Source organism: Sphingomonas sp. Leaf242, from assembly GCF_001422045.1.
Classification (GTDB): domain Bacteria; phylum Pseudomonadota; class Alphaproteobacteria; order Sphingomonadales; family Sphingomonadaceae; genus Sphingomonas.
Window position 1 is genome coordinate 288,452 of record NZ_LMLW01000010.1, and the last position, 20,749, is coordinate 309,200.

Annotated in this window: 23 protein-coding genes; 11 read left to right on the forward strand and 12 right to left on the reverse strand. The window is 66.1% G+C overall.

Going from position 1 to position 20,749, the window contains the following annotated elements; genetic code table 11:
* Positions 1 to 2: 2 nt before the first annotated feature.
* The 3 genes from ASF09_RS15485 to ASF09_RS15495 all read right to left on the reverse strand — a co-directional run bounded on the left by ASF09_RS15485 (position 3) and on the right by ASF09_RS15495 (position 3,133).
* Entirely contained in the window at positions 3 to 635 is a 633-nt protein-coding gene (locus tag ASF09_RS15485) for a hypothetical protein (RefSeq protein WP_060527017.1), read from the reverse strand.
* A 288-nt stretch (positions 636 to 923) separates the two neighbouring features.
* On the reverse strand, positions 924 to 2,138 hold the full coding sequence (gene kynU / locus ASF09_RS15490; RefSeq protein WP_060527018.1) for a kynureninase: 1,215 nt from the start codon (positions 2,136 to 2,138) through the stop codon (positions 924 to 926).
* Positions 2,135 to 3,133, reverse strand: coding sequence for an alpha/beta hydrolase family protein (locus ASF09_RS15495; RefSeq protein ID WP_327196592.1), 999 nt, complete (start codon positions 3,131 to 3,133; stop codon positions 2,135 to 2,137). Before ASF09_RS15495 ends, kynU begins: the two co-directional genes overlap by 4 nt.
* Before the next feature lie 40 nt (positions 3,134 to 3,173).
* Here ASF09_RS15495 and parC point away from each other — a divergent pair, with 40 nt between their 5' ends.
* Positions 3,174 to 5,423, forward strand: coding sequence for a DNA topoisomerase IV subunit A (gene parC, locus ASF09_RS15500; RefSeq protein WP_060527019.1), 2,250 nt, complete (start codon positions 3,174 to 3,176; stop codon positions 5,421 to 5,423).
* Positions 5,424 to 5,516: 93 nt separating this feature from the next.
* A complete protein-coding gene (locus tag ASF09_RS15505; RefSeq protein WP_060527107.1) occupies positions 5,517 to 7,187 on the forward strand; it encodes a putative bifunctional diguanylate cyclase/phosphodiesterase in 1,671 nt (556 codons plus the stop codon).
* Between the two features lie 73 nt (positions 7,188 to 7,260).
* Here the strand turns inward: ASF09_RS15505 and ASF09_RS15510 are convergent, their stop codons facing one another.
* The 4 genes from ASF09_RS15510 to ASF09_RS15525 are packed head-to-tail and all read right to left on the reverse strand — an operon-like array spanning position 7,261 to position 10,148.
* Positions 7,261 to 8,439, reverse strand: a complete 1,179-nt coding sequence (locus ASF09_RS15510) for a CCA tRNA nucleotidyltransferase (protein WP_060527020.1) — start codon at positions 8,437 to 8,439, stop codon at positions 7,261 to 7,263.
* On the reverse strand, positions 8,430 to 9,026 hold the full coding sequence (locus ASF09_RS15515) for a CoA pyrophosphatase (protein ID WP_060527021.1): 597 nt from the start codon (positions 9,024 to 9,026) through the stop codon (positions 8,430 to 8,432). Before ASF09_RS15515 ends, ASF09_RS15510 begins: the two co-directional genes overlap by 10 nt.
* Positions 9,023 to 9,589: a DUF1285 domain-containing protein gene (locus ASF09_RS15520; protein WP_060527022.1), complete on the reverse strand. Its 567-nt coding sequence runs from the start codon at positions 9,587 to 9,589 to the stop codon at positions 9,023 to 9,025. The genes ASF09_RS15515 and ASF09_RS15520 overlap by 4 nt, the downstream gene beginning before the upstream one ends.
* A 43-nt stretch (positions 9,590 to 9,632) precedes the next feature.
* A complete protein-coding gene (locus tag ASF09_RS15525) occupies positions 9,633 to 10,148 on the reverse strand; it encodes a GNAT family N-acetyltransferase (RefSeq protein ID WP_060527108.1) in 516 nt (171 codons plus the stop codon).
* Positions 10,149 to 10,324: 176 nt separating this feature from the next.
* Here ASF09_RS15525 and ASF09_RS15530 point away from each other — a divergent pair, with 176 nt between their 5' ends.
* Complete coding sequence (locus ASF09_RS15530; RefSeq protein ID WP_060527023.1) at positions 10,325 to 10,696, forward strand: dihydroneopterin aldolase; 372 nt, start codon at positions 10,325 to 10,327, stop codon at positions 10,694 to 10,696.
* Between the two features lie 13 nt (positions 10,697 to 10,709).
* Positions 10,710 to 11,003 carry a Rossmann fold domain-containing protein gene (locus ASF09_RS15535; protein WP_060527024.1) on the forward strand — a complete coding sequence of 98 codons (294 nt, stop codon included), beginning with the start codon at positions 10,710 to 10,712 and terminating at the stop codon, positions 11,001 to 11,003.
* Here the strand turns inward: ASF09_RS15535 and ASF09_RS15540 are convergent.
* On the reverse strand, positions 11,000 to 11,884 hold the full coding sequence (locus ASF09_RS15540) for a hypothetical protein (RefSeq protein ID WP_060527025.1): 885 nt from the start codon (positions 11,882 to 11,884) through the stop codon (positions 11,000 to 11,002). The genes ASF09_RS15535 and ASF09_RS15540 overlap by 4 nt on opposite strands.
* A gap of 245 nt (positions 11,885 to 12,129) precedes the next feature.
* Here ASF09_RS15540 and ASF09_RS15545 point away from each other — a divergent pair, with 245 nt between their 5' ends.
* The 5 genes from ASF09_RS15545 (at position 12,130) to ASF09_RS15565 (ending at position 15,296) form a co-directional block, all read left to right on the forward strand.
* On the forward strand, positions 12,130 to 12,786 hold the full coding sequence (locus tag ASF09_RS15545; protein ID WP_443025028.1) for an energy transducer TonB: 657 nt from the start codon (positions 12,130 to 12,132) through the stop codon (positions 12,784 to 12,786).
* A gap of 107 nt (positions 12,787 to 12,893) precedes the next feature.
* Positions 12,894 to 13,679 (forward strand): MotA/TolQ/ExbB proton channel family protein, encoded by a 786-nt coding sequence (locus tag ASF09_RS15550; RefSeq protein WP_056050688.1) that lies wholly within the window; start codon positions 12,894 to 12,896, stop codon positions 13,677 to 13,679.
* A 97-nt stretch (positions 13,680 to 13,776) separates the two neighbouring features.
* Positions 13,777 to 14,253 carry an ExbD/TolR family protein gene (locus ASF09_RS15555; protein WP_056050686.1) on the forward strand — a complete coding sequence of 159 codons (477 nt, stop codon included), beginning with the start codon at positions 13,777 to 13,779 and terminating at the stop codon, positions 14,251 to 14,253.
* A 59-nt stretch (positions 14,254 to 14,312) separates the two neighbouring features.
* A complete protein-coding gene (locus ASF09_RS15560) occupies positions 14,313 to 14,741 on the forward strand; it encodes an ExbD/TolR family protein (RefSeq protein ID WP_056050684.1) in 429 nt (142 codons plus the stop codon).
* Positions 14,742 to 14,933: 192 nt separating this feature from the next.
* Complete coding sequence (locus ASF09_RS15565; protein ID WP_235529849.1) at positions 14,934 to 15,296, forward strand: tetratricopeptide repeat protein; 363 nt, start codon at positions 14,934 to 14,936, stop codon at positions 15,294 to 15,296.
* Between the two features lie 507 nt (positions 15,297 to 15,803).
* Here ASF09_RS15565 and dcd read toward each other — a convergent pair.
* The gene (gene dcd, locus ASF09_RS15570) at positions 15,804 to 16,358 is read right to left on the reverse strand and encodes a dCTP deaminase (protein WP_060527027.1); all 555 of its coding nucleotides are present in this window, start codon (positions 16,356 to 16,358) and stop codon (positions 15,804 to 15,806) included.
* Between the two features lie 161 nt (positions 16,359 to 16,519).
* Here dcd and ASF09_RS15575 point away from each other — a divergent pair, with 161 nt between their 5' ends.
* Positions 16,520 to 17,218 (forward strand): HPP family protein, encoded by a 699-nt coding sequence (locus ASF09_RS15575; RefSeq protein WP_060527028.1) that lies wholly within the window; start codon positions 16,520 to 16,522, stop codon positions 17,216 to 17,218.
* 4 nt (positions 17,219 to 17,222) lie between these two features.
* Here ASF09_RS15575 and cdd read toward each other — a convergent pair whose 3' ends face one another.
* Genes cdd through ASF09_RS15590 form a run of 3 tightly spaced genes read right to left on the reverse strand, consistent with a single transcriptional unit; the run spans position 17,223 to position 18,836 of the window.
* Positions 17,223 to 17,672 carry a cytidine deaminase gene (gene cdd, locus ASF09_RS15580; RefSeq protein ID WP_060527029.1) on the reverse strand — a complete coding sequence of 150 codons (450 nt, stop codon included), beginning with the start codon at positions 17,670 to 17,672 and terminating at the stop codon, positions 17,223 to 17,225.
* Positions 17,669 to 18,346: a glycoside hydrolase family 25 protein gene (locus ASF09_RS15585; protein WP_060527030.1), complete on the reverse strand. Its 678-nt coding sequence runs from the start codon at positions 18,344 to 18,346 to the stop codon at positions 17,669 to 17,671. The genes cdd and ASF09_RS15585 overlap by 4 nt, the downstream gene beginning before the upstream one ends.
* 7 nt (positions 18,347 to 18,353) lie before the next feature.
* Positions 18,354 to 18,836 carry a UPF0262 family protein gene (locus ASF09_RS15590; protein ID WP_056050677.1) on the reverse strand — a complete coding sequence of 161 codons (483 nt, stop codon included), beginning with the start codon at positions 18,834 to 18,836 and terminating at the stop codon, positions 18,354 to 18,356.
* Between the two features lie 259 nt (positions 18,837 to 19,095).
* Here ASF09_RS15590 and ASF09_RS15595 point away from each other — a divergent pair, with 259 nt between their 5' ends.
* Positions 19,096 to 20,586, forward strand: a complete 1,491-nt coding sequence (locus ASF09_RS15595; protein WP_056050676.1) for a replicative DNA helicase — start codon at positions 19,096 to 19,098, stop codon at positions 20,584 to 20,586.
* Positions 20,587 to 20,749: the final 163 nt, after the last annotated feature.

Here is a 20,749-nt window from a genome sequence, read left to right on the forward strand (position 1 = left end):
CGTCATCGCAAGGGCGGTGACGACGTGTCATGGGCAGTCGGGCGTGGTCCGGTGAGTCGGCGATCGACGCGTGCTGACAATTCCGTCCACCAACGCTGGATCCAACGCCGCCAAACCAGCACGGCGAGCAAGAGCACTACCAGTGGCGGACCAAGCGCTGCCAGCACCCAAAGCAGCGCCGTCACGGTCAATCCGATCGAGCCCAGCGCCGTGTCGCCCGCATCCTGCAGGCGATCGACCAGGCCGGTCCCTCGGCCGGTCGTATAGTTGAACGACATCGGCGTATTGGCGAGACTTTCGCGCTGTTCGGATGCCGTCGCGGCCGCCGCCGTGGCTTGGCCCTGCGCGACCGCCTGTTGCTGGCGGAGTTCGGCACGTTCGCGCGGGGACAGATCGACGCGGGCTAGTTCGCGGTCGATCCGAGCGCGTTCGGCCGCGACGTCGGTCCGTTCGGTGGCGGTCGCCGCGGCGGCGGTGGCGACATCGGTGCCGCTGATATCGGCCCCCGTCAACGTCGCGCCGACGCTCTCCGCCTGCTTCACCCCGGCCCGACCAAAGGCACGCGCCAACGGGGCCGCGATCTTGACCGACAGGTTCGCGCTGACGTCGCCTTGTTGCCCAACCGTGTAGCGCAATCCCGTTATACGGCAGCGTGTTGCCCCGAGCCGTTCGCACGCGCGCGCATGTTCCTCTTGCAGATCCGAGATCCGCGACGAGGGAAGCGTCAGGTCATAGCTATAGTCGAATGCAACCCCGGCAACGGAATTACCGGCAATATCGGGTTCTCCGGCGCTACTTTCGGGGGCCTTGCTGCACCCAGCCAGGGACAACGCGATGGCGCTACTAACAACCCACTTCATGGACAGTCCCCCGTGATCTATCCAAACACTATCGATTAAACTAGGATATGCCGTCAAGCGTGCTCAGGTCACGACGAGCCGTTGCGAATATGCCGGATCGCGCCAGCTTTCGGTCTCCACCGTGTCCCGCAATATCTCGCCTGCGCGCCAGACGTCTTCATGGCTGAGGTACAAGGGGGTCAGGCCCAATCGGAGGATGTCGGGGTCGCGGAAGTCGCCGATTACGCCTTGTGCTATGAGGGCTTGGGTCAGTTCGTAGGCGTGCGGGTGGCGGAAGCTGATGTGGCTGCCGCGTTTGGCGGGATCGCGGGAGCTGACGCAGTCTAGGCCTAGCGCGTCGCCGGCTACGGCGAGCAAGTCGAACAGGCGAGCGCTTTTCGTGGCGACGGCGTGCTGGTCGATGTCGGCCCAGAGATCGAGTGCGGTTTCGAGGGCTGCGGTCGAGAGCATCGCGGGGGTGCCGGCCAGCCAGCGCTTCATGCCGGGGGCGGGGCGGTAGGCATCCTCGAACGCGAACGGCGCGGCGTGGCCCATCCAGCCGGAGAGTGGGCTGGCGAGCGCCTCCTGCCAGCGCTTGGCGACGTAGAGGAACGCGGGCGCGCCGGGGCCGCCGTTGAGGTATTTGTACGTGCACCCGACGGCGAGGTCGGCGTTCGCGCCGTTTAGGTCGATCGGGACCGCGCCGACGCTGTGGCTCAGGTCCCAGAGCATGAGCGCCCCGGCGTCGTGCGCGCGATCGGTCCAGGCGGCCATGTCGAAGCGGTCGCTGGTCTTGTAGTGCACGTGCGTGAGCAGCAGCACCGCGGTGTCGTCGTCGAGTGAAGCGGCAAGGTCCTCGCGGGCGACGACCTCCAACCGCGCGCCGGGGACGCAGGCGACTGCACCCTCAGCGATGTGGAGGTCGGTGGGGAAGTTGCCGGCCTCGCTCAAGACCGTGTGACGCTCCGGGTTGCTACGCAGTCCGGCAACCAACGCCTTGAAAAGGTGCGTCGAGGTGGTGTCACCGATGATCACCTCGTCTGCGACCGCGCCGATCAGGGGCGCAATCTTAGCGCCGATCCGCTGGGGGGCGTCGATCCAACCTTCGTTCCAGCTTCGGATCAGGCGGTGGCCCCATTGGCGGTTGGCGACGTCGGCAAGCGCGGCTGGCGTGGCCTTTGGTAATGCGCCGAGCGAGTTGCCGTCGAGGTAGATCACGTCCTCGGGGAGCGCGAACTTGTCGCGGTATGCGGCGATCGGATCGGTCGCGTCGAGTGCGCGGGCGTCTTCGAGTGTCACTGGGTCTTTCCGAAATAGGACAGGATCAGGCGTTTGGCTTCGGCCCAGGCGGGCGTTTCCGGCGCGATCAGTTCGACATGGCCGGTCGCCGGGATGGTGTGGAGCGTGGCGGTGTCGCCGGCCGCGTCGGCCTTGGCGATATAGTCGGTAGCCATGACGAAGGGGATGATCCGGTCTTCGCGGCCGTTTATCAGGTCCTGCTTCACGCCGAGTGGCACGAGGCGTGGGACCGAGGTGTCGGCGTAGACGTCCGGATGCTGCGGCGTGGGCGTGCCGACCAGTTTCGCGACGACTTCGGTGCCGCAGCCATTGTTGGCGTTGGTCGCGGTGGCTTCGAGATCGGGCAGACCGCCGAGGCTGATGACGTGGCGGATACGGAGCGGATGCGCGGTATGGAGCGGGCTAGACGCTAGGATCTTGGGGCGGGCAGCGAGCCAGAGCGCGAGGTGGCCACCAGCCGAGTGGCCGATCGCGAGAACGTGGCGCGTATCCAGGTTGAACGTCTTGGCGCTGACCTTGAGTTGGTCCGCAGCCTTCGCAGCGTCCGCGAACGTGCCGGGATAGCCGCCGCCGGTGCGGTCGACGCCGCGATAGTCGATGTTCCAGACCGCGACGCCGGTGTTCCGCAGGTCGTCGGCGATCCAGTTCATCAGGCTGCGATCGGCGATGCTGGTCGTCCAGCAGCCGCCATGCACCATCACGACCACTGGTAACGGTCCCTTGCCGCGCGGAAGCCAGACGTCGACCTTCTGCATTGGGTCGGTGCCATAGTCGACCGTCGCGTCGGGCATCGGCTTCGGCCGCTTCGTCAGGTCGGGCCAGGTCAGCAACTTGGCCGGCGGGGGAGCGGGCGTCTGCGCCACGACGGACGTGGACATCGCGGCGATCGCGAGAAAGGCAAGGCGGATCATCGGGTTGGTGTAGCGGGCTCGATCGACCGCGTCATGCGGGCATGTCGTCGCGTCGCGGCATGCCGCAGGGTTCGTTGCGTTCATGCTTTGATCGTTTCGTTCGCGGCTGCTATCGCTGCGCGCAATGGCCACCGATTTCAAAGATCCGTTCGACTCCATCGTCGACGCCCCCTTCGACAGCGCGCTGTCCGAGCGGTATCTCGTCTATGCCCTTTCGACGATCACCGCGCGGTCGTTGCCCGACGTGCGCGACGGGATGAAGCCGGTGCATCGGCGGCTGCTCTGGGCGATGCGGCTGCTCAAGCTCGATCCCGCGCAAGGCTATAAGAAGTGCGCGCGCGTCGTCGGCGATGTGATCGGTAAGTATCATCCGCATGGCGACCAGTCGGTCTATGACGCGATGGTCCGCTTGGCGCAGTCGTTCGCGATGCGCTATCCGCTGGTCGACGGGCAGGGCAATTTCGGCAACATCGACGGCGATAATGCCGCCGCCTATCGCTACACCGAGGCGCGGCTGACGCAGGTCGCGATCGACCTGATGGATGGGCTCGACGAGGACGCGGTCGCGTATCGCCCGACGTACAACGGCGAGGATCACGAGCCCGAGCTGTTCCCGGGGCTGTTCCCGAACCTGCTGGCGAACGGCGCGAGCGGGATCGCGGTCGGCATGGCGACGAGCATTCCGCCGCATAATGCCGCCGAACTGCTGGAGGCGGCGATCGTGCTGATCGATGCGCCCGACGCGGACGATGCGGCGATTCTGAGCCACGTGAAGGGCCCAGATTTCCCGACCGGCGGGCTGGTCGTCGATCCGCCTGCCGTCATTCGCGAATCCTATGCGACCGGACGGGGCGGGTTCCGCGTCCGTGCGCGCTGGGAGACCGAGCGCGAGAAGGGCGGCGGCTGGCAGCTGATCGTCACCGAGATCCCGTACGGCGTGCAGAAGGGCAAGCTGATCGAGCAGATCGCCGATCTGATCAACGCCAAGCGGCTGCCGATCCTCGCCGACGTGCGGGACGAGTCGGATACCGAGATCCGCATCGTGCTCGAACCGCGCAGCCGCACGGTCGATCCGCAGATCCTGATGGACGGGCTGTTCCGGCTGACCGACCTCGAGACGCGGATCAGCCTCAACCTCAACGTGCTCGACAAGGATCGCACGCCGCGCGTGATGTCGCTGCGCGAGGCTTTGGCGGCGTGGGTCGATCACCAGTTCGTCGTGCTGCGTCGGCGGACCGAGCACCGGCTGGCGAAGATCGCCGACCGGGTCGAACTGCTCGACGGCTATCTGATCGCGTATCTCAACCTCGACCGCGTGATCGAGATCATCCGCACCGAGGACGAGCCGAAAAAGGTGATGATCGCCGAGTTCGCGCTGACCGATCGACAGGCCGAGGCGATCCTCAACATGCGGCTGCGCAGTCTGCGGCGGCTGGAAGAGTTCGAGATCAAGACCGAGCGCGACAAGCTCGACAAGGAGCAGGCGACGCTGGCGGCGTTGCTCGCCGATCCGAAGAAGCAGCGCGCGCGGATGAAGCGCGACATGGCGAAGATCCGCGATCGCTATGGGCTGGAAACGGTGCTCGGCAAACGACGCACGACGATCGAGGAGCACGCGCCGACACGCGACATTCCGCTCGAGGCGATGATCGAGCGCGAGCCGATCACCGTGATCCTGTCGCAGCGCGGCTGGATCCGGGCGATGAAGGGGCACAATGATCTGGCGAGCCCGGAGGCGTTGAAGTTCAAGGAAGGCGACGGCCCGGCCTATGCGTTCCATGCGCAGACGACGGACAAGCTGTTGCTCGCGGCGGAGAACGGGCGGTTCTATACGCTGGCGGCGGACAAGCTGCCGGGCGGGCGCGGGTTCGGCGAGCCGGTGCGCGCGATGATCGATCTCGACGGCAGCGTCGGGATCGTCGCACTGCTGCCCGCGAGCAAGCATCCCAAACTGCTGGTGGTGGCGACCGACGGCCGCGGCTTTTCCGTGAGCAGCGCCGAAGTGATCGCCGAGACCCGCAAGGGCAAGACGGTGATGACGCCGCGGCCGGGTGCGCAGCTGAAGATCGTCCGTCCGATCGGGCCCAACGACGATTACGTCGCTGCGATCGGCGACAACCGGAAGATGCTGGTGTTCCCGCTCGCCGAACTGGTCGAGATGACGCGCGGGCAGGGGCTCCAGCTGCAACGCTATCGCGACGGAGGACTGGCGGATGCGATCACGTTCACGTTCGCCGAGGGCCTGAGCTGGGCGATGGGCGGCGGTACCGGTCGGACCAGAACCGAATCGGACCTTGGACCGTGGCGCGCGGCGCGCGGCGCGGCCGGAAGAATGCCACCGACCGGGTTTCCGCGCGATAATCGCTTTGGCTAGCGCACCGTAAACCAACGACTTAACGCGATATGACGAAATGAACCGATGCGGTTCCTTCAGTTCGTCTTAACGAAGGACGTGTATGCAATCGGTATGGCATCGACAGCCCCGGATGCGACGACGCACCTGACGACCGCGACCGATCTGGTTTCGCGCGCGCTGGAACTCATTCCGATTCCGGCCGTGCATATCCATCTCATCGACGGGGCTTTCGAGCTCTTCGCGATGAACCGGGCCTACCGTCTCGCGGGCCTCGGCGTGGTGGCCGAGCGATCGCCGATGATCGTCGACCTCGGACCGCGTATTCGGGCGTTTCTCGAGAGTCAGCAGCTGCGGATCGATACCGACTGGACGCTGGGGGATGCGGTCGATTGCCGCTATTACCGCGTGACGATGGCGCGGACGTTCGCCTGGATGCACGACCGGTGCACCGTGAGCTTCATCGACCAGACGTCGCAGATCCAGACCGAGCGCAGCCTCCGACGCGAAATGACGACCGACAGCCTGACCGGGCTGCCGAATCGGGAGGGATTCGAGGAACTGATCGAGACCGTGCCCGACCGTAGCATCAGCGCGGTGCTCGCGGTCGATATCGATCGGTTCGGTCGGCTGAACTCGTGCCTGGGATCGTTGGCGGGCGACGAGCTGCTGATCACCGTGGCGCGGCGGATCAAGGGTGCGTTGCGCGGACGCGACATGCTGGCGCGGATCGGCGGCGATCAGTTCGGGATCCTGATGACCATCGACGACGATCGCGAGGAAGCCCACGCGCTCGCCGAACGGATCCAGCGGACGCTGACCACGCCGTTCCGGCTGACCGACTACGAGATCAGCGTCGAGTGTTCGGTGGGTATCGCCTATGGTGGGGACGACGCGAGCGATGTCGCCGAGCTGATCCGACACGCCCAGTTCGCGGTGAAGCGCGCCAAGGCGAGCGGCCTCGCCGAGAGTTATCTGCCACAGGATTTCGCGATCGCGCGCGCGCAGTTCAGCATGGAAACCGCGCTGCGCCGGGCGATCGAGAACCGCGAGTTGCGGCTCGCGTATCAGCCGATCTGCGATCTTTCCAGCGGCCGGATCGTCTCGTTCGAAGCGCTGGCGCGGTGGACCGATTCGAGCGGTCAGCGGCATTGCCCGACCACCTTCATCCCGGTGGCTGAGGAATCCGGGCTGATCGTGCCGCTGGGGCGCTGGGCAATCGACGAGGCGGCGCGAACGCTGGCCGCCTGGGATGCGCGGTTTGGCGGAGATTGCGGCGTCCGGCTGGCGGTGAACCTGTCGGCGATCCAGCTCCAGCGCGACGCGATCGCGCCGGTGGTGGAGGCCGCGCTCGCGTCGACCGGGCTCGCGGGCGACCGGTTCACGCTTGAATTGACCGAGAGCGCGATCGTCACCGATCCGGATCGGATCGCGAAGACGATGCACGCGCTGAAGGCGCTCGGCACGACGCTCGCGATGGACGATTTCGGGACCGGCTATTCGAACCTCGCCTACCTCCAGAAGCTGCCGATCGACGTGCTCAAGATCGACCGCAGCTTCGTCACCGGCATGCTCGCGGACCGCGACAAGGTCTCGATCGTCCGCGCGATCCTGAGCCTGGCGCAGGCGCTGGGCATGAAGACGACCGCGGAGGGCGTCGAGACGTTCGACCTGGCGCAGACGCTGACCGCGCTCGGGTGCACCTATGGGCAGGGATATTTCTACGCGCGACCGCTCGAAGCGGATGCGGCGTATGCGATGATCGTTCCCGCCGAGGCCGGCTAGACCCGGCGAATGCATCGTCGTCACCTCAGCCTCGCCGGGGTGAAGGCTGGAGCCGGGGTGGGGGAAGCGGCGCCTAAAGTACCGCTGCTGCGACCATTCCATCCGCGATGACCGCGACCCTCGCTGCATCGGGAAAGCCCTCTGCGATCCAGCGCGTCTCGACCTGGCGAAGCATCGCGGCGACCTCCGGCCCCCTGCGCAGCCCACGTTCCACGAGCGCCCCGCCGGAGAACGGGAACGCGGGCGGCGTCCAGTCCTTGATGGCCGAGACGTCTTCGCCGGCGATCAGGAGGCGGTCGATCGCGACGGTCATGCCGGTGCGGTAGGCGAGTGCCTGCGGGCCTTCGGTGCCCGGCCCGGCAGTGGCGGCGATCAGGCGTTTGCGGTCGGTGTTCGAGAGCTTCAGACGCGCGCCGACGGCTTCGGCCGCGGCGGGCGCGATCGTCATGGCGAGGCGGCGGATCGGGTCCGGGGCAATGCCTGCGTCCGTCTCGCGGTCGGCGAGGAGGGCGAGGCGCTCGGCACCGGCCGCATCGATCTCCGGCAAAACCGCGCGGAAAATGCCGCGCTCGACCATCAGCGCGACTACCGGCACGGCATTGGCCGCGACCAGCAACTTTAGCACCTCGCTTGCGACGCGTTCGCGCGAGAGCGCCATCAGGTCGTTGGCGCGTGCGGTACAGGCGTCGAGCCCGGCTTCGTCGATCGTGGTTCCGAACCGGGCGTGGAAGCGGAAGAAGCGGAGGATGCGAAGGTGATCCTCGGCGATCCGCTGCAGCGGGTCGCCGATGAAGCGCACGCGCCGTGCCGCCAGATCGTCCAGGCCGCCGAAATAATCGAAGATCTCGCCGGTCGCCGGATCGGCGTAGAGCGCGTTCATCGTAAAGTCGCGGCGTGCCGCGTCCTCGCGCCAGTCGTCGGTATAGGCGATGATCGCATGGCGGCCGTCGGTCGAGACGTCGCGGCGCAGTGTCGTCACTTCGACCGGTCCCGCAGGCGTGACCGCGGTGATCGTGCCGTGTGCGAGGCCGGTCGGGACCGCCTTGATCCGCGCATCCTGGAGCCGCTCGATCACCTCCTGCGGGGGCAGGCGGGTGGCGATGTCGACATCGGCGACGTCGATCCCGAGCAGCGTATCGCGCACCGCGCCACCGACGAAGCGCGACTCGCCCTCCGCCGCGCCGAGAACCTTGGTCAGTGCTTCGAGGCCGTCACGGTCGCGCCACGGCGCAGCCGGGAGTATCAAGACCACCTCAGACGGCGCGCGAGGTTGACGATCATCGCCGCGGTCGCGCCCCAGATGCGCCGCTCGTTCCACATGATCTCGTAATAATGCCGGTCGTGGCCCTGCCATTCGAGCGTCGCCTCGACATGGTTCGCCTCGTCGAGCAGGAACGCGAGCGGGACTTCGAAGACGCTCGCGACTTCCGCTTCGCTCGGCGTGAAGGCCAGGTCGGGCGGGATGATGCCGATCACCGGCGTCACCTGGAATCCGGTGACGGTGCGATAGCTGTCGGCCTCGCCGATCACGCGGACCTTGTCGCGCGGGAGGGCGATCTCCTCCTCGGCCTCGCGCAGCGCCGCGGTCACGACGTCCTCGCCGGGATCGATCCGACCGCCGGGAAACGCGATCTGGCCGGGGTGGCGGCTCATCGTGTCGGTGCGCTGCGTCAGGATCACGCCGGGATCGGCGCGATCGGTCACCGCAATGAGCACCGCGGCCGGAAGGAGCGTGTCGGCGGCGGTGAGATCGCCGTCATGCTGGTCGCCGGTCAGCAGGATCATGTGCGACCCGGCGCCCTTCGCCAGCGCCGCGGTCAGCCGTTCCGTCAGGTTCATGCAGCGGGCTCCAGCGGGAAGAACGCGCCGTCGCTCCACAGCCCGGCGGGCGTCGCGTCGTCGGCGATCGCGCGCTCGGCGAGTTCGTAATAGACCGAGCGCACGACCAGCGCCTCCATCCCGCCACGCACCGCGAGGTACGGACGAGGGCCGTCGGTATCCTCGACGAAGCGCAGCGGATGCTCGGGGCCTGCGGTGACAAGATCGCCGGTGTTGAGCCGGAAGGCGAGCTTCGAGTCGCGACCGCTGCCCTCCGCCTTCATCTCGACCGCGATGAAGGCGGCGTCCTCGACCTCGATATCGAGCTTTTCGACCGGCGTGACGAGCACGTGGCTGCCGTCGGGCTCGCGGCGCAGGATCGTCGAGAACAGCCGGACCATCGCCGGGCGGCCGATCGGCGAGCCCTGATGATACCAGGTCCCATCGCGCGCGATCCGCATCTCGCTGTCGCCGCAATGCGTCGGATTCCATTTCTCGACGGGCGGGAGCTTGGCTTCCTCGACCAGCCGCGCGATTTCCGCGAGGCTGAGCGAGGCGATATCGGGGATGGGATCCATGGGCATGGCGGCGGACTAGGCGGGCGGGGGGGCTAGGTAAAGCGGCGGCTTATGCGGATGCGGTGACTGGCAGGCGCGGACCCAGCATTCCGGTGCCGTCCGGGACCGCTTCGCCGCGGGCGAGCAGGCGGTGGCGCTCGACCGGGCCGGGCGCGTTCCAGCGGGCGGTGCGGTCTGCGGTGAAGCCGAAGAACCGGCCATAATAGTCGGGATCGCCGATCAGCATGAGCGCGTTGCCGAGGCCGTTCGCAGCCGCGGCGTCGAGGACCTGCGCGACGAGGCCGCGGCCGATGCCGTCGCCCTGCCGGGTCGGCGCGACGGCGACCGGACCGACCATCACCAGCGGGCTCTCGCGGTCGTCGTCGATCAGCGCGATCGGCCAGCACTGGATCGAGCCGACCAGCGCACCGTCCTCGACTGCGGCGAAGCTCAGCGCGGCGATCGGCCTGCCAAGCCCGCGGATCTTGTAGGCGGTGCGCGTGAACCGATCGGGACCGAAGGCGGCATCGAGCAGCATCTCGACCGCCGTCGGATTGATCGTGTCGAGGGGAACGAGCGTAATCACCGGCATCTCCTGCCCCGAAGGCGTCCGAGCATGAACGGCGAGGGCAGCGCGCTTTAGCCTTGGCGAGGCTGAACGCAAGAATAACCGGGGGTGAGACTCGCGTAGGAGATCGGCATCGCATCGCCCCGTCGAAGAGCCGACTTTCATCTCGGCGTGCGTCTGCTAGAGGCGCGGCGATGGAAGACAGTCTTCAACTCGAAGTCCACGATCTCGAAGTGCAGGTCCTGACCGGCATCTATTCGGAGGAGACGCACCTGCCGCAGCCGCTGCGGATCTCGCTGACCGTCGACATGGTCTGCCCGAAGCACTTCGCGCCGGATACGCCGCTGTCGGCGTCGAAGAATTACCTCGACCTGAAGAACGCGGCGACCACCGCGCTGCCGCCCGGCGTGCATTTCACGCTGATCGAAGGCGTCGCGGATCACATCTGCGAGACGCTGTTTTTGCAGGATGCGCGGGTGCTGCGCGTGCAGGTGAAGATCGTCAAACTGGCGATCGCCGAGGCGGGCGAAGCGATCGGCGTGACTCTCGTCCGCCATCGCCGCTGATCCGCGGAGCCGAATGGTGCGGCTGATACTCGAATCGGACGGCGACATCATTTCGCTGATCCGCAGTGCCGAGGCTGAGTCGATCGTCGTCGTCGTGCGGCCGTCCGCGAACGCGCTGTGGACCGCGTTGGCGCGCGCTGCGATTCCACCGCTGGCGATCGAGCGCGCGCCGGGCTGCCGGGTCAACGCGGTATTCGCCGAGCAGGGCGCGCGCGCGGGCGACGTCGATGCCGCCGCGGATTTCCTCGACCACGCCCGATCGACCACCGGTCAGATCATCGACGTCCGCCCGCCTGCGCTCGGCTAGAGTTTGCGCGTTCGACCGCAGGGGCCGAGCGCCTTCAGCACGAAGGCATAGTCTTCGCGCGCGACGACCGCGTCGGCGGCTTCGAGCGACGTGGTACTGTGATCCGGCAGCGTCGACGGCAGCGCGCACGTCAGGCGATACCACAGCAATGTCTCGGGCTTCGGCGGGGCGGCCGATTCGTCGACGATCTCGCTCAGCGCCACCGCCCAACGCGGTTGCTCGCCGGGGCGACGCAGGATCGAGAGCGACACGGGGCGTTGATCGGCCGTGGTCAGGAAGATCTGCGTTTCGCCCTCGCCGGGCAGCGCGCCGGCCACGTGGAAGGCATTGCCGACACCGGTGATGACCGGCGGCGCATCGGCGGCCAGGGCCGCTTCCGCGATCTGGCGGACGGTGGCCTGTGCGGCCGGTGTCCAATCGATCTGCGCATCCGGCGCGACGAGCTGGACCTGGTTGACCGACCCGGCGACCGGCCGCGCGAACAGCAACACCCGCGCCTTCTTGAATTTGGGGATGCGGCCGCGCGCGTCGGGGGCGACGTCGAGCAGGTAGCCGATTCGGGGTGGCAGGCCGTTTGCGCCCCGGATCAGCGTCCCGACATCGACCTCGACATAAAGTCTAACCTGTCCCGAAGTGAGACCAGGTGCCTCCGACGGCTTGATCCGGGCGGTCGATCGGACGGTCGCGTCGGCGATCACGGGCGCCGACAGGACGAGATCGGCAAGGTCCGAATATTGGAAGGACGATGCCGCGGACGACGGCGCGGATGATGGCGCATTTGTCGGATAACCGGGGGAAACGGCGGTCTGGGACGCAGAAATCGGTCCCGCCGCCAAAGCGATGATGCCGACGCAAGCCGTAACGTGAAAGGAGATTTTCATCGCTTTGCGCTACGCCATCGGAGCTGAACGATACAGAAATAATTCTGCCATCCCGAGGTTGTACGTTTGTTGCGTCCGACAAAGCGTTTGCGTGTCGCGGAACGTGGCGATAGGACTCGGGTACTGCCCCGTGGTTATTCCGGCCAACGGCAGACGTATGCGTCGCGCACTTGGTGCGAACACGTGCGTACGGAGCAGGCAGATTAAGGGAGTGTCGTTTCTGAATGGCCTATACTGACCAGAAGATGTCCGGAGGCAAAATCGTCGCGATCGTGATCGTCGCGCTGATTCATGCGGCCTTGGGCTACGCTTTCGTCACGGGCCTCGCGTATCAGTACGTGAAAAAGGCCCAAGAAAAGATGACGACGTTCGACGTGGAGCCGCCACCGCCTCCGCCTCCGCCCGACGAGCCCCCGCCGCCGCCGCCTGACCAGCCCAACCTGCCGCCGCCACCGACCACGGTCGTGACGCCGCCGCCGGTCGTTGTAACGCCGCAGCCAGCGCCCGCGCTGACGACGTCGAGCATCATCCCGAAGTTCCAGCCGACGGCTCCGCCGGCTCCGCCGTCGCCGGCGGTGGCACCAGCGCCGCCCGCTCCGGTGGTCAGCAAGGCGGCCGGTGCGAAGGGTGATCCTGCGCAGTGGGTTTCGACGGACGATTATCCGCCGAGTTCGCTGCGTGCCGAGGAAGAAGGCACCGTCGGGATCGCCTGGGACATCAACACCCAGGGTCGCGTCGAGAACTGCCGCGTCACCTCGTCGAGCGGATCGTCTGCGCTGGATCGTGCCGCTTGCGCGGCGATAACCAGGCGTGGGCGGTATTCGCCGGCGATGGACACGGCGGGCAACCCGATCAAGTCGAGCTCTTCGCGTCGCGTGACGTGGAAGATCCCGCCTCAGTGATTTGGGCCAGGGATTATCGGGCCTGATGATTTGGGCCCGATACTCTGGTCAGTTTACGCTGCACCTTTCGTTTCAGACATAGACTATAGTCAGAGGACTAACCGAACATGATCACCACCATTCTTGCAGCGGCAGCGCCCGCCGCAGCCGACGCCAACCCGTACGGCCTGCAAGCCGCACTCCGCGAGGGCGGCCTGATTTCGCAGACCGTGTTCGGCATCCTCGTGCTGATGTCGGTCGTGTCGTTCTACATCCTGTTCTCGAAGCTGTTCGAGCAGCAGAAGATCATCGGCCAGGGCAAGCGCGTCCGTCAGGCCTTCTGGTCGTCGAACAGCCTCCGCGAGGGTTCGGCCAAGCTCGAGAAGAACTCGGCCTACAAGCAGATCGTCGACGACGGTCTGGCCGCTCAGGAGCAGCATTCGAAGCTGACCGATCCGGTCGAGGCGCATGACTGGCTGCACGGCTCGCTGGCGCGTTCGGAAGCCGCGATCAACTCGAAGCTGGGTGGCGGTCTCGCCTTCCTCGCAACGGTCGGTTCGGTTTCGCCGTTCATCGGTCTGTTCGGTACGGTTATCGGCATCTACCGCGCACTGGTTAAGATCGGCGCATCGGGTCAGGCATCGATCGACAAGGTCGCAGGGCCGGTCGGTGAAGCACTGATCATGACCGCCCTCGGTCTGGTCGTCGCGGTTCCTGCCGTTCTGTCGTACAACTGGCTGCAGCGCCGCAACAAGTCGATCGCAGAGGACCTGTCGGCCTTCTCGAACGACGTGCTCGGCTTCCTGGCGTCGAACGGTGCGGTTCGCCCGGCGATCGCCGGTCCTGCAAAGCCGGTCACTAAGCCTGCCACGACGACCACGACTGCCGGCCAGACCGGTGGCGTACCGCGCTAATCAAGATGCGCAAAAGGCGGGGCTGCTGTCCGCAGCGGCTCCGCTTCATTGCCGCCGGCCGTTCCGGTGGCGATCAAATGGATAGGATAGTTCGCACATGGCGATGAGTGTTGGTGGCGATTCCACCGAGAGTTCGATATCGGACATCAATACGACGCCGCTGGTCGACGTCATGCTCGTGCTCCTGATCATCTTCCTGGTGACGACCACGGTCGCGGTCCAGGCGGTGCAGCTGAAGCTGCCGGATGTTCGCTTCGATCCGACGATGACCAAGCCCGAGAACGTCTCGCTCTCGGTGACGTCGGCCAACGGACAGTGCCAGGTATATTGGGGTCTTTCCCCGGTGACTCACGAAGAGTTGTTGCAGCGGGGCGTCGATAAGCTGAAGGCGGAGATCGCGCGTCAGGGCGGTGCCAATGCCGCTGGTCTCGAATTGCCCGAGGCGCATATCCGCGGCGACGTGAACGCACCGTATCGCTGCATCGGCGCCACGATCTACACGATGCAGCAGGCCGGGTTCGCCCGCGTCGGCTTCATCTCCGAACCGCCTCCCGGCGTCACCACCGAACGTTGATGCGGAACGCTGATGCCAACCGCTGACGGTGGCTCGGACGTATTTAGGAGTAGTATAAAATGGCAATGAGCGGCGGCAAAGAAGACGGCGCGCCGATGATGGAAATGAACATGACGCCGTTGATCGACGTCCTGCTCGTTCTCCTCATCATGTTCATCATCACGATCCCGATCCAGACGCATGCGGTCAAGGTCGACCTTCCGGTCAACAGCCCGAACCAGCCGCAGAACCCGGTCAATCCCGAGAAGAACAAGATCTCGATCGATCCGGCGGGTGTCGTGGCGTGGAACGGAGCGCCGGTCGATGAGGTCACGCTGCGCCAGTATCTGGATCAGAGCGCTGGCATGACGCCGGAGCCCGAACTCCACTTCCAGCCTGATCCGCAGGCGAAGTATGAAGTGGTCGATCGCACGCTTGCGGTGATCAAGCGGTCCGCGATCACGAAGCTCGGCTTCATCGGCAACGAGCAGTACCGCAACGACTTCTAAGTCAGCGTACAGCATCGAACGTCCAAAGGGCGGTCCTTCGGGACCGCCCTTTTTTTTGTTGTTTGCCACCGGACGGGCGGGCGCAGGGGCCTCACGAGAAGTTGATCGATGTACTTGTATGACAGTCTTCAAAGTGACACACTGTTGTCACAAAAATGAAACCTTCGGATCGGCGGAGGTCAGTGGAGATGGATGATGCGCAAGACAGTCCTGTTCGCTCTCGCAATCCTTGGCACGGCAACGCCGGCGCTGGCGGGATCGTCCGCAACCGTGGATCGTACCGGCTATACGGCGATCGCGGCGGGCGACCTCTCTGCGGCGGAACAGCGCATCGTCGCCGAGCGAAAGATCTTCCCGCAGCGTCCCGAGCTGATGATCAATCTGGCGTCGGTCTATCACCGGACCGGTCGCGACTCGGAGGCCCGCGCGCTGTATGCGGCGGTGCTGGAACGGCCAGCGGTCGCGATGGACCTGCCGTCGGGCGCAGTGGCGTCGTCGCACGATCTCGCGAGCCGGGCGCTCGCCCGCCAGACGCAGCAGATCGCGACTCGCTAAGCGGGACCTCGCGGCCGTGAGTGGAGGCCGTTGGTGCGCGAGCGCGAATGTTTCCAGCGCGGCCCCGATGGCGGGGACCACGCTGGTTAAAGGTGCGCGCCCTCCCTGTTCTCCCGCGAAGGCGGGAGCCCAGTCTGGATCCCCGCCTTCGCGGGGAAACAAGTTGGGCGGCAGTTGAGAGGGTATGGAGCGGGCAAGGAGCAGCCGAGCACGAAGGTGCTCGAGCGTGTAGCTTGGCGATCGTCCGCGATTGGGCGGCATCCCTAGAGCTGGGACGATCCGTGTCCGATCTTGTCGACCGCCCGGCGAGGGTCATTAGTGAGACCTTGTCACGTTGGCCCCTGCCTTTTCCGGGGAGGGTGCGGGGAAATACGGGTTACCCGCTGCCCCGATGCAATAGCGTGCCGGGCAACCAATTTGCGGCGGAAGCGGGCAATCCGCAGACCTGGAGCAAAGGTGGATCGGGTCCTAAATCATCCATCGTCACCCGACCAGTTGCCCTAAGCCCTAAAGCCGCGGCAACGTCACACCGCGCTGGCGCATGTATTTGCCTGCGCGGTCGGCGTAGCTCACTTCGCAAGGCTCGTTCCCCTTGAGGAACAGGAACTGGCACGCGCCCTCGTTGGCGTAGATCTTGGCCGGCAGCGGCGTGGTGTTCGAGAATTCGAGCGTCACATGACCCTCCCATTCGGGCTCGAGCGGGGTCACGTTGACGATGATCCCGCACCGCGCATAGGTCGACTTGCCGAGGCAGATCACCAGCACGTCGCGCGGCACGCGGAAATACTCGACCGTGCGGGCGAGTGCGAAGCTGTTGGGCGGGATGATGCACACGTCGGTCTTGCGGTCGACGAAGCTGTTGGCCGCGAAGTCCTTCGGATCGACGATCGCGCTGTCGACGTTGGTGAAGATCTTGAACTCGTCGGCAACGCGCGCGTCGTACCCGTAGGAGGACAGCCCGTACGAGATGCAGCCATCGCGGCGCTGCGCCTCATGGAACGGTTCGATCATCGCGTCGCCGAGCGCGCGCTCGCGGATCCAGCGGTCGGACATCACGGACATGGTAGCTCCTCTTCGAGGTGCGCTTTCGCCCGGATGCGGCGTCACGGCAAGGGGGCACGCTCGCGACGTCACGCAGATCGCAAACGCACGGGGACTCGCGTCGCGCGGATGACTTGCCGTCCGCGAGGCCCTACGCACGCGGATCAATTGCAGGGGTCAAGATGCGCGCGTTCGTTCCGATACTCGCCGGTGTCACTTTACGCAGTCGGCTGCTCGCATGTCTGGGTGCGTGCCTCGGCATAGCGCTGACCAGCGTCATCAGCGCGACGATCATCCACCCGCACGGATCCTTGTTGCTGCTGGTCGCGCCGATGGGTGCCGCGGCCGTGCTGGTGTTCGTGGTGCCTGCCAGTCCGCTCTCGCAACCCTGGTCGGTAATCGGCGGCAATGTGATCTCAGCGCTGGTCGGCGTCGCTGCTCTGAAGCTCGTGCCAATTCCGGTCGTTGCCGCCGGACTCGCGGTGGGCGGCGCGATCCTCGCAATGTCGCTGACGCGGTCGTTGCATCCGCCGGCGGGTGCGGTGGCACTGACAGCGGTGCTCGGCGGGCCGGCGGTATGGGACGCGGGGTTCGGGTTCGCGCTGGTGCCTATCGCCGTCAACTCGGTCGCGTTGGTCGGATTGGGCGTGGCGTTTCATCGGATGACCGGGCAGCGCTATCCGCACCGGCCGGTGCCGACCAGCGACCCCGCGCGCGTGCCCGAAGCAACGATGCTGACCGCTGAGGATCTCGATCTTGCGCTGATCGACCTGGGCGAGACGCTCGACGTCGGTCGGGAGGACCTCGACGAATTGCTCCGTCGTGTCGAGCATCACGCGATCCGCCGCCGCGCGCTGGCAGGGCCAGTCGCGCGACGCTGATCGGTCAGCCGATCCCGAGATCCGCGGGCCCGAACGCGTCGGGCAGCAGTTCCGAAACGGTATAGGTGCGGATCGCATCGCCTTCCGCGGCGCCGCAGTACACCGGGAGATCGCGTTTCCCCATCTGCGCGGCTTCGTTGATGACCTGGCGGCAGCGGCCGCACGGGCTGACGGGGGACGTGCCGGTCGGGCGGCCATCGGCATCCATCGCGCCGCCGATCACGCCGATCGCGACGATATCGCGCAGGCGGCCCGCCGCACTCGCGGTGGCGATCGCGACCGTTTCGGCACACAGCGACAGGCCGTAGCTGGCATTCTCGAAGTTCGCACCGGTGATCACCGTACCGTCGTCAAGCAGCACCGCGGCACCGACCGCGAACCGCGAATAGGGCGCGTGAGCGTTGCGCGCTGCGTCGCGTGCTGCGGCCACGAGTTGCGTTGCTTGTTCGTTCATGATGCCACCACGTCCCAGTTCACCGGTCCCTCGATTCCGTCGATGCGGCGGAAATCGCTCGCCCGCCACATCCGCCACGGTCGCGCGGTGTAGTCGGGCTTGAGGATATTCTCCACCGCCCATAGCGGCCGCGGGACGGCGTCCGACAGCGTATATTTAGAATCCACCGCCTTGCTGATCCGCAGCATCACCGGTTGCCGGGTGTGCGTCTCGACCATCGTCACGAACTGCGCGATGTCGGCGATCAGCGTCGCGCGATCCGGCCGTGCTGTGCAGTCGTCGTGGAACGCGATGTCGACCGCGGTCGGCAATGCGTCTGACGTACGCGGCACGAAGGTGTTGAACGCGTTCGCCTGCTCGTCCGCGCGCTGGCACAAGGAATAGACATGAACCGCACCGCGTCGCAGGCCGGCGTCGGGCAACGCCGCCCAGTTCGCCTCGAACGCCGGATCGCGCCGGTCGGTCCCCGACGTCGCGACGATGTAGGCGAAGTCGGCACCGCTCGCGCGCACCGTGCCCCATTCGACGGGGCCGGGGTTCTCGGCGAGGTCGATGCCCTGCAGCGGGTAGTGTTTGACGTCGGGGTGCCATCCGGTCGCAGCGGTCCAGCCGCAGATACCGACGAAGCCGGTCGCGGCCAGCGCGGCCGCGAATTTCAAAAGTGCGTGAGCCATGGGTCTTCTAGTTGCGGATGTGGAGGACGCAGATCAGCGTGAACAGCCGTCGCGCAGTGTCGAAATCGACCTCGATCTTGCCGTCAAGACGCTCCTTGAGCAGCTCGGCGGCCTCGTTGTGGACGCCGCGGCGCGCCATGTCGACCGTCTCGATCTGCGCCGGGGAGGATTGCCGGATCGCCTGGTAATAGCTGTCGCAGATCGCGAAATAATCGCGGATCGGCCGGCGGAAGCGCCCGAGCGCGAGCACCAGCGTTTCGAGATGCGTGTCGTCCTCGCGGTGGATATGGATGCCGAGGCGTCCTTCCTCCGACTGGAGCTTGATCTTGTACGGGCCGGCATAGCCATCGGCATAGGCCCGCTGCGGGGCGAAGTGATTGCCCTCGATCAGGTCGAAGATCGCGATCCGCCGCTCCTGCTCGACGTCGGGCGAGCGCCAGCCGAGACTGGTCTCGTCGAGTTGCACGTCGATGATCCGCGGGTCGGCCATCCAGGTTCGATAGCGGCGTGCATTCGCCCTGTCACTGATCCGAACGCCACCCACGCCAACAGCACAACGCGCTCCCCTCCCTGAAAGGGAGGGGCTGGGGGTGGGTAGGCCAGCTCTGGCCGCAACCGTTCCACGATCCTGAGACCGACCCACCCCCGACCCCTCCCTTCCAGGGAGGGGAGTAGTGCGAACGACTTATCCCCATCATTCCACCGCACGTTACTTGGACGCGCGCGCGCGCTTCGCGTAGGTGCAGGGGATGGCAACTCTCGCATTCCCCGTTCCCGCGGTCCCCGAACCGCAGCAACTTCCCCGCAACGTCGAAGCCGAGGCCGCGATGCTCGGCGCGATGATGATCGACAATCGCTTGGCGGACGATCTGGTCGACAAGCTCGAACCGGGGCATTTCTTCGAACCCGTCCACGGGCGGATCTTCGCGGCGATCAAGACGCTGCGCGGCAACGACATGCTCGTGACGCCGGTGACGCTGCGGCCGATGTTCGACGCGGACGAGGGCATGCGCGAGCTTGGCGGACCGGCGTATCTGGCGGGGCTGACGGGTAGCGGCGCCGGCCTGATCGGCGCGCGCCAGTTCGCGCAGCAGATCTACGACCTCGCGATGCTCCGCGCGCTCGTGTCGGTCGGCCGCACGCTGGTCGATCGCGCGATGGACACCTCCGAGGAGGTCAATCCGCGCGCGCAGATCGAACTGGCCGAGGAGGAGCTGTTCAAGGTTGCGGCCGACGGCGGCTCCGAGAATACGGTGAAGTCGTTCGCGCAGGCGACCACCGCCGCGGTCAAGATGGCCGAGCGCGCGCTGAACTCGGGCGGCAACCTGTCGGGCGTCACCACCGGCATCGATTCGATCAACGCGAAGATCGGCGGCATGCATCACAGCGATCTCATGATCCTCGCCGGCCGTCCGGGCATGGGCAAGACGTCGCTCGCCACCAACATCGCGTTCAACGCCGCGCGGCGCTGGATGCGCGACATGGCCGACGGAATCGCGCCGAAGGATTCGGTCGGCGCGAAGGTCGCGTTCTTCTCGCTGGAAATGTCCGCGGATCAGCTCGCGACGCGTATTCTCGCCGAGCAGTCGCAGATCAGTTCCGAATCGCTCCGAATGGGTAAGATCAGCCGCACGGAGTTTGCACAACTCGCTGCCGCCGCTGCCGAGCTGGAGAATTTGCCGTTGTTCATCGACGATACCGGCGGCCTCTCGATCGGCGCGCTGCATACGCGCGTGCGCCGGTTGCAGCGTCGGCATAACAACGAGATCGGGCTGGTGGTGGTCGATTACCTCCAGCTGCTGTCGGGCTCGGGCAAGAGCAAGGACGGCAACCGCGTCCAGGAAATCTCCGAGATTTCGCGCGGGTTGAAGACGCTTGCGAAGGACCTCAACGTCCCGGTGCTGGCGCTGTCGCAGCTTTCGCGTGCGGTGGAATCGCGCGAGGACAAGACGCCGATGCTCTCGGATCTGCGCGAGTCGGGGTCGATCGAGCAGGACGCCGACATGGTCTGGTTCGTGTACCGCGAGGATTATTACGTCGCGTCGAAGGAGCCCAAGCGGCCGGCGGAAGGGGACAGCTCGAAGATCTTCGAGGACCATGCGTCTTGGGCGGCGGAGATGGAGCGGGTTTACGGCCTGGCGGAACTGATTATCGCGAAGCAGCGTCATGGTGCGACGGGCAAGGTCCGGATGAAGTTCGATCCGACGATCACCAAGTTCTCGGATCTCGCCGAGTATTGATCTTACGAGGTCCCTCTCCCCTCCGGGGAGAGGGAAGGGGCCCGCCGCGCTTGCGGTGGGGAGGGAGAGGGGCGTGAGGCTCGGGACGGTCCATCCCAACGCCCCTCTCCCTTCCGTCGCCAAGTGGCTCCTCCCTCCCTCTCCCCGTAGGGGCGAGGGAAAG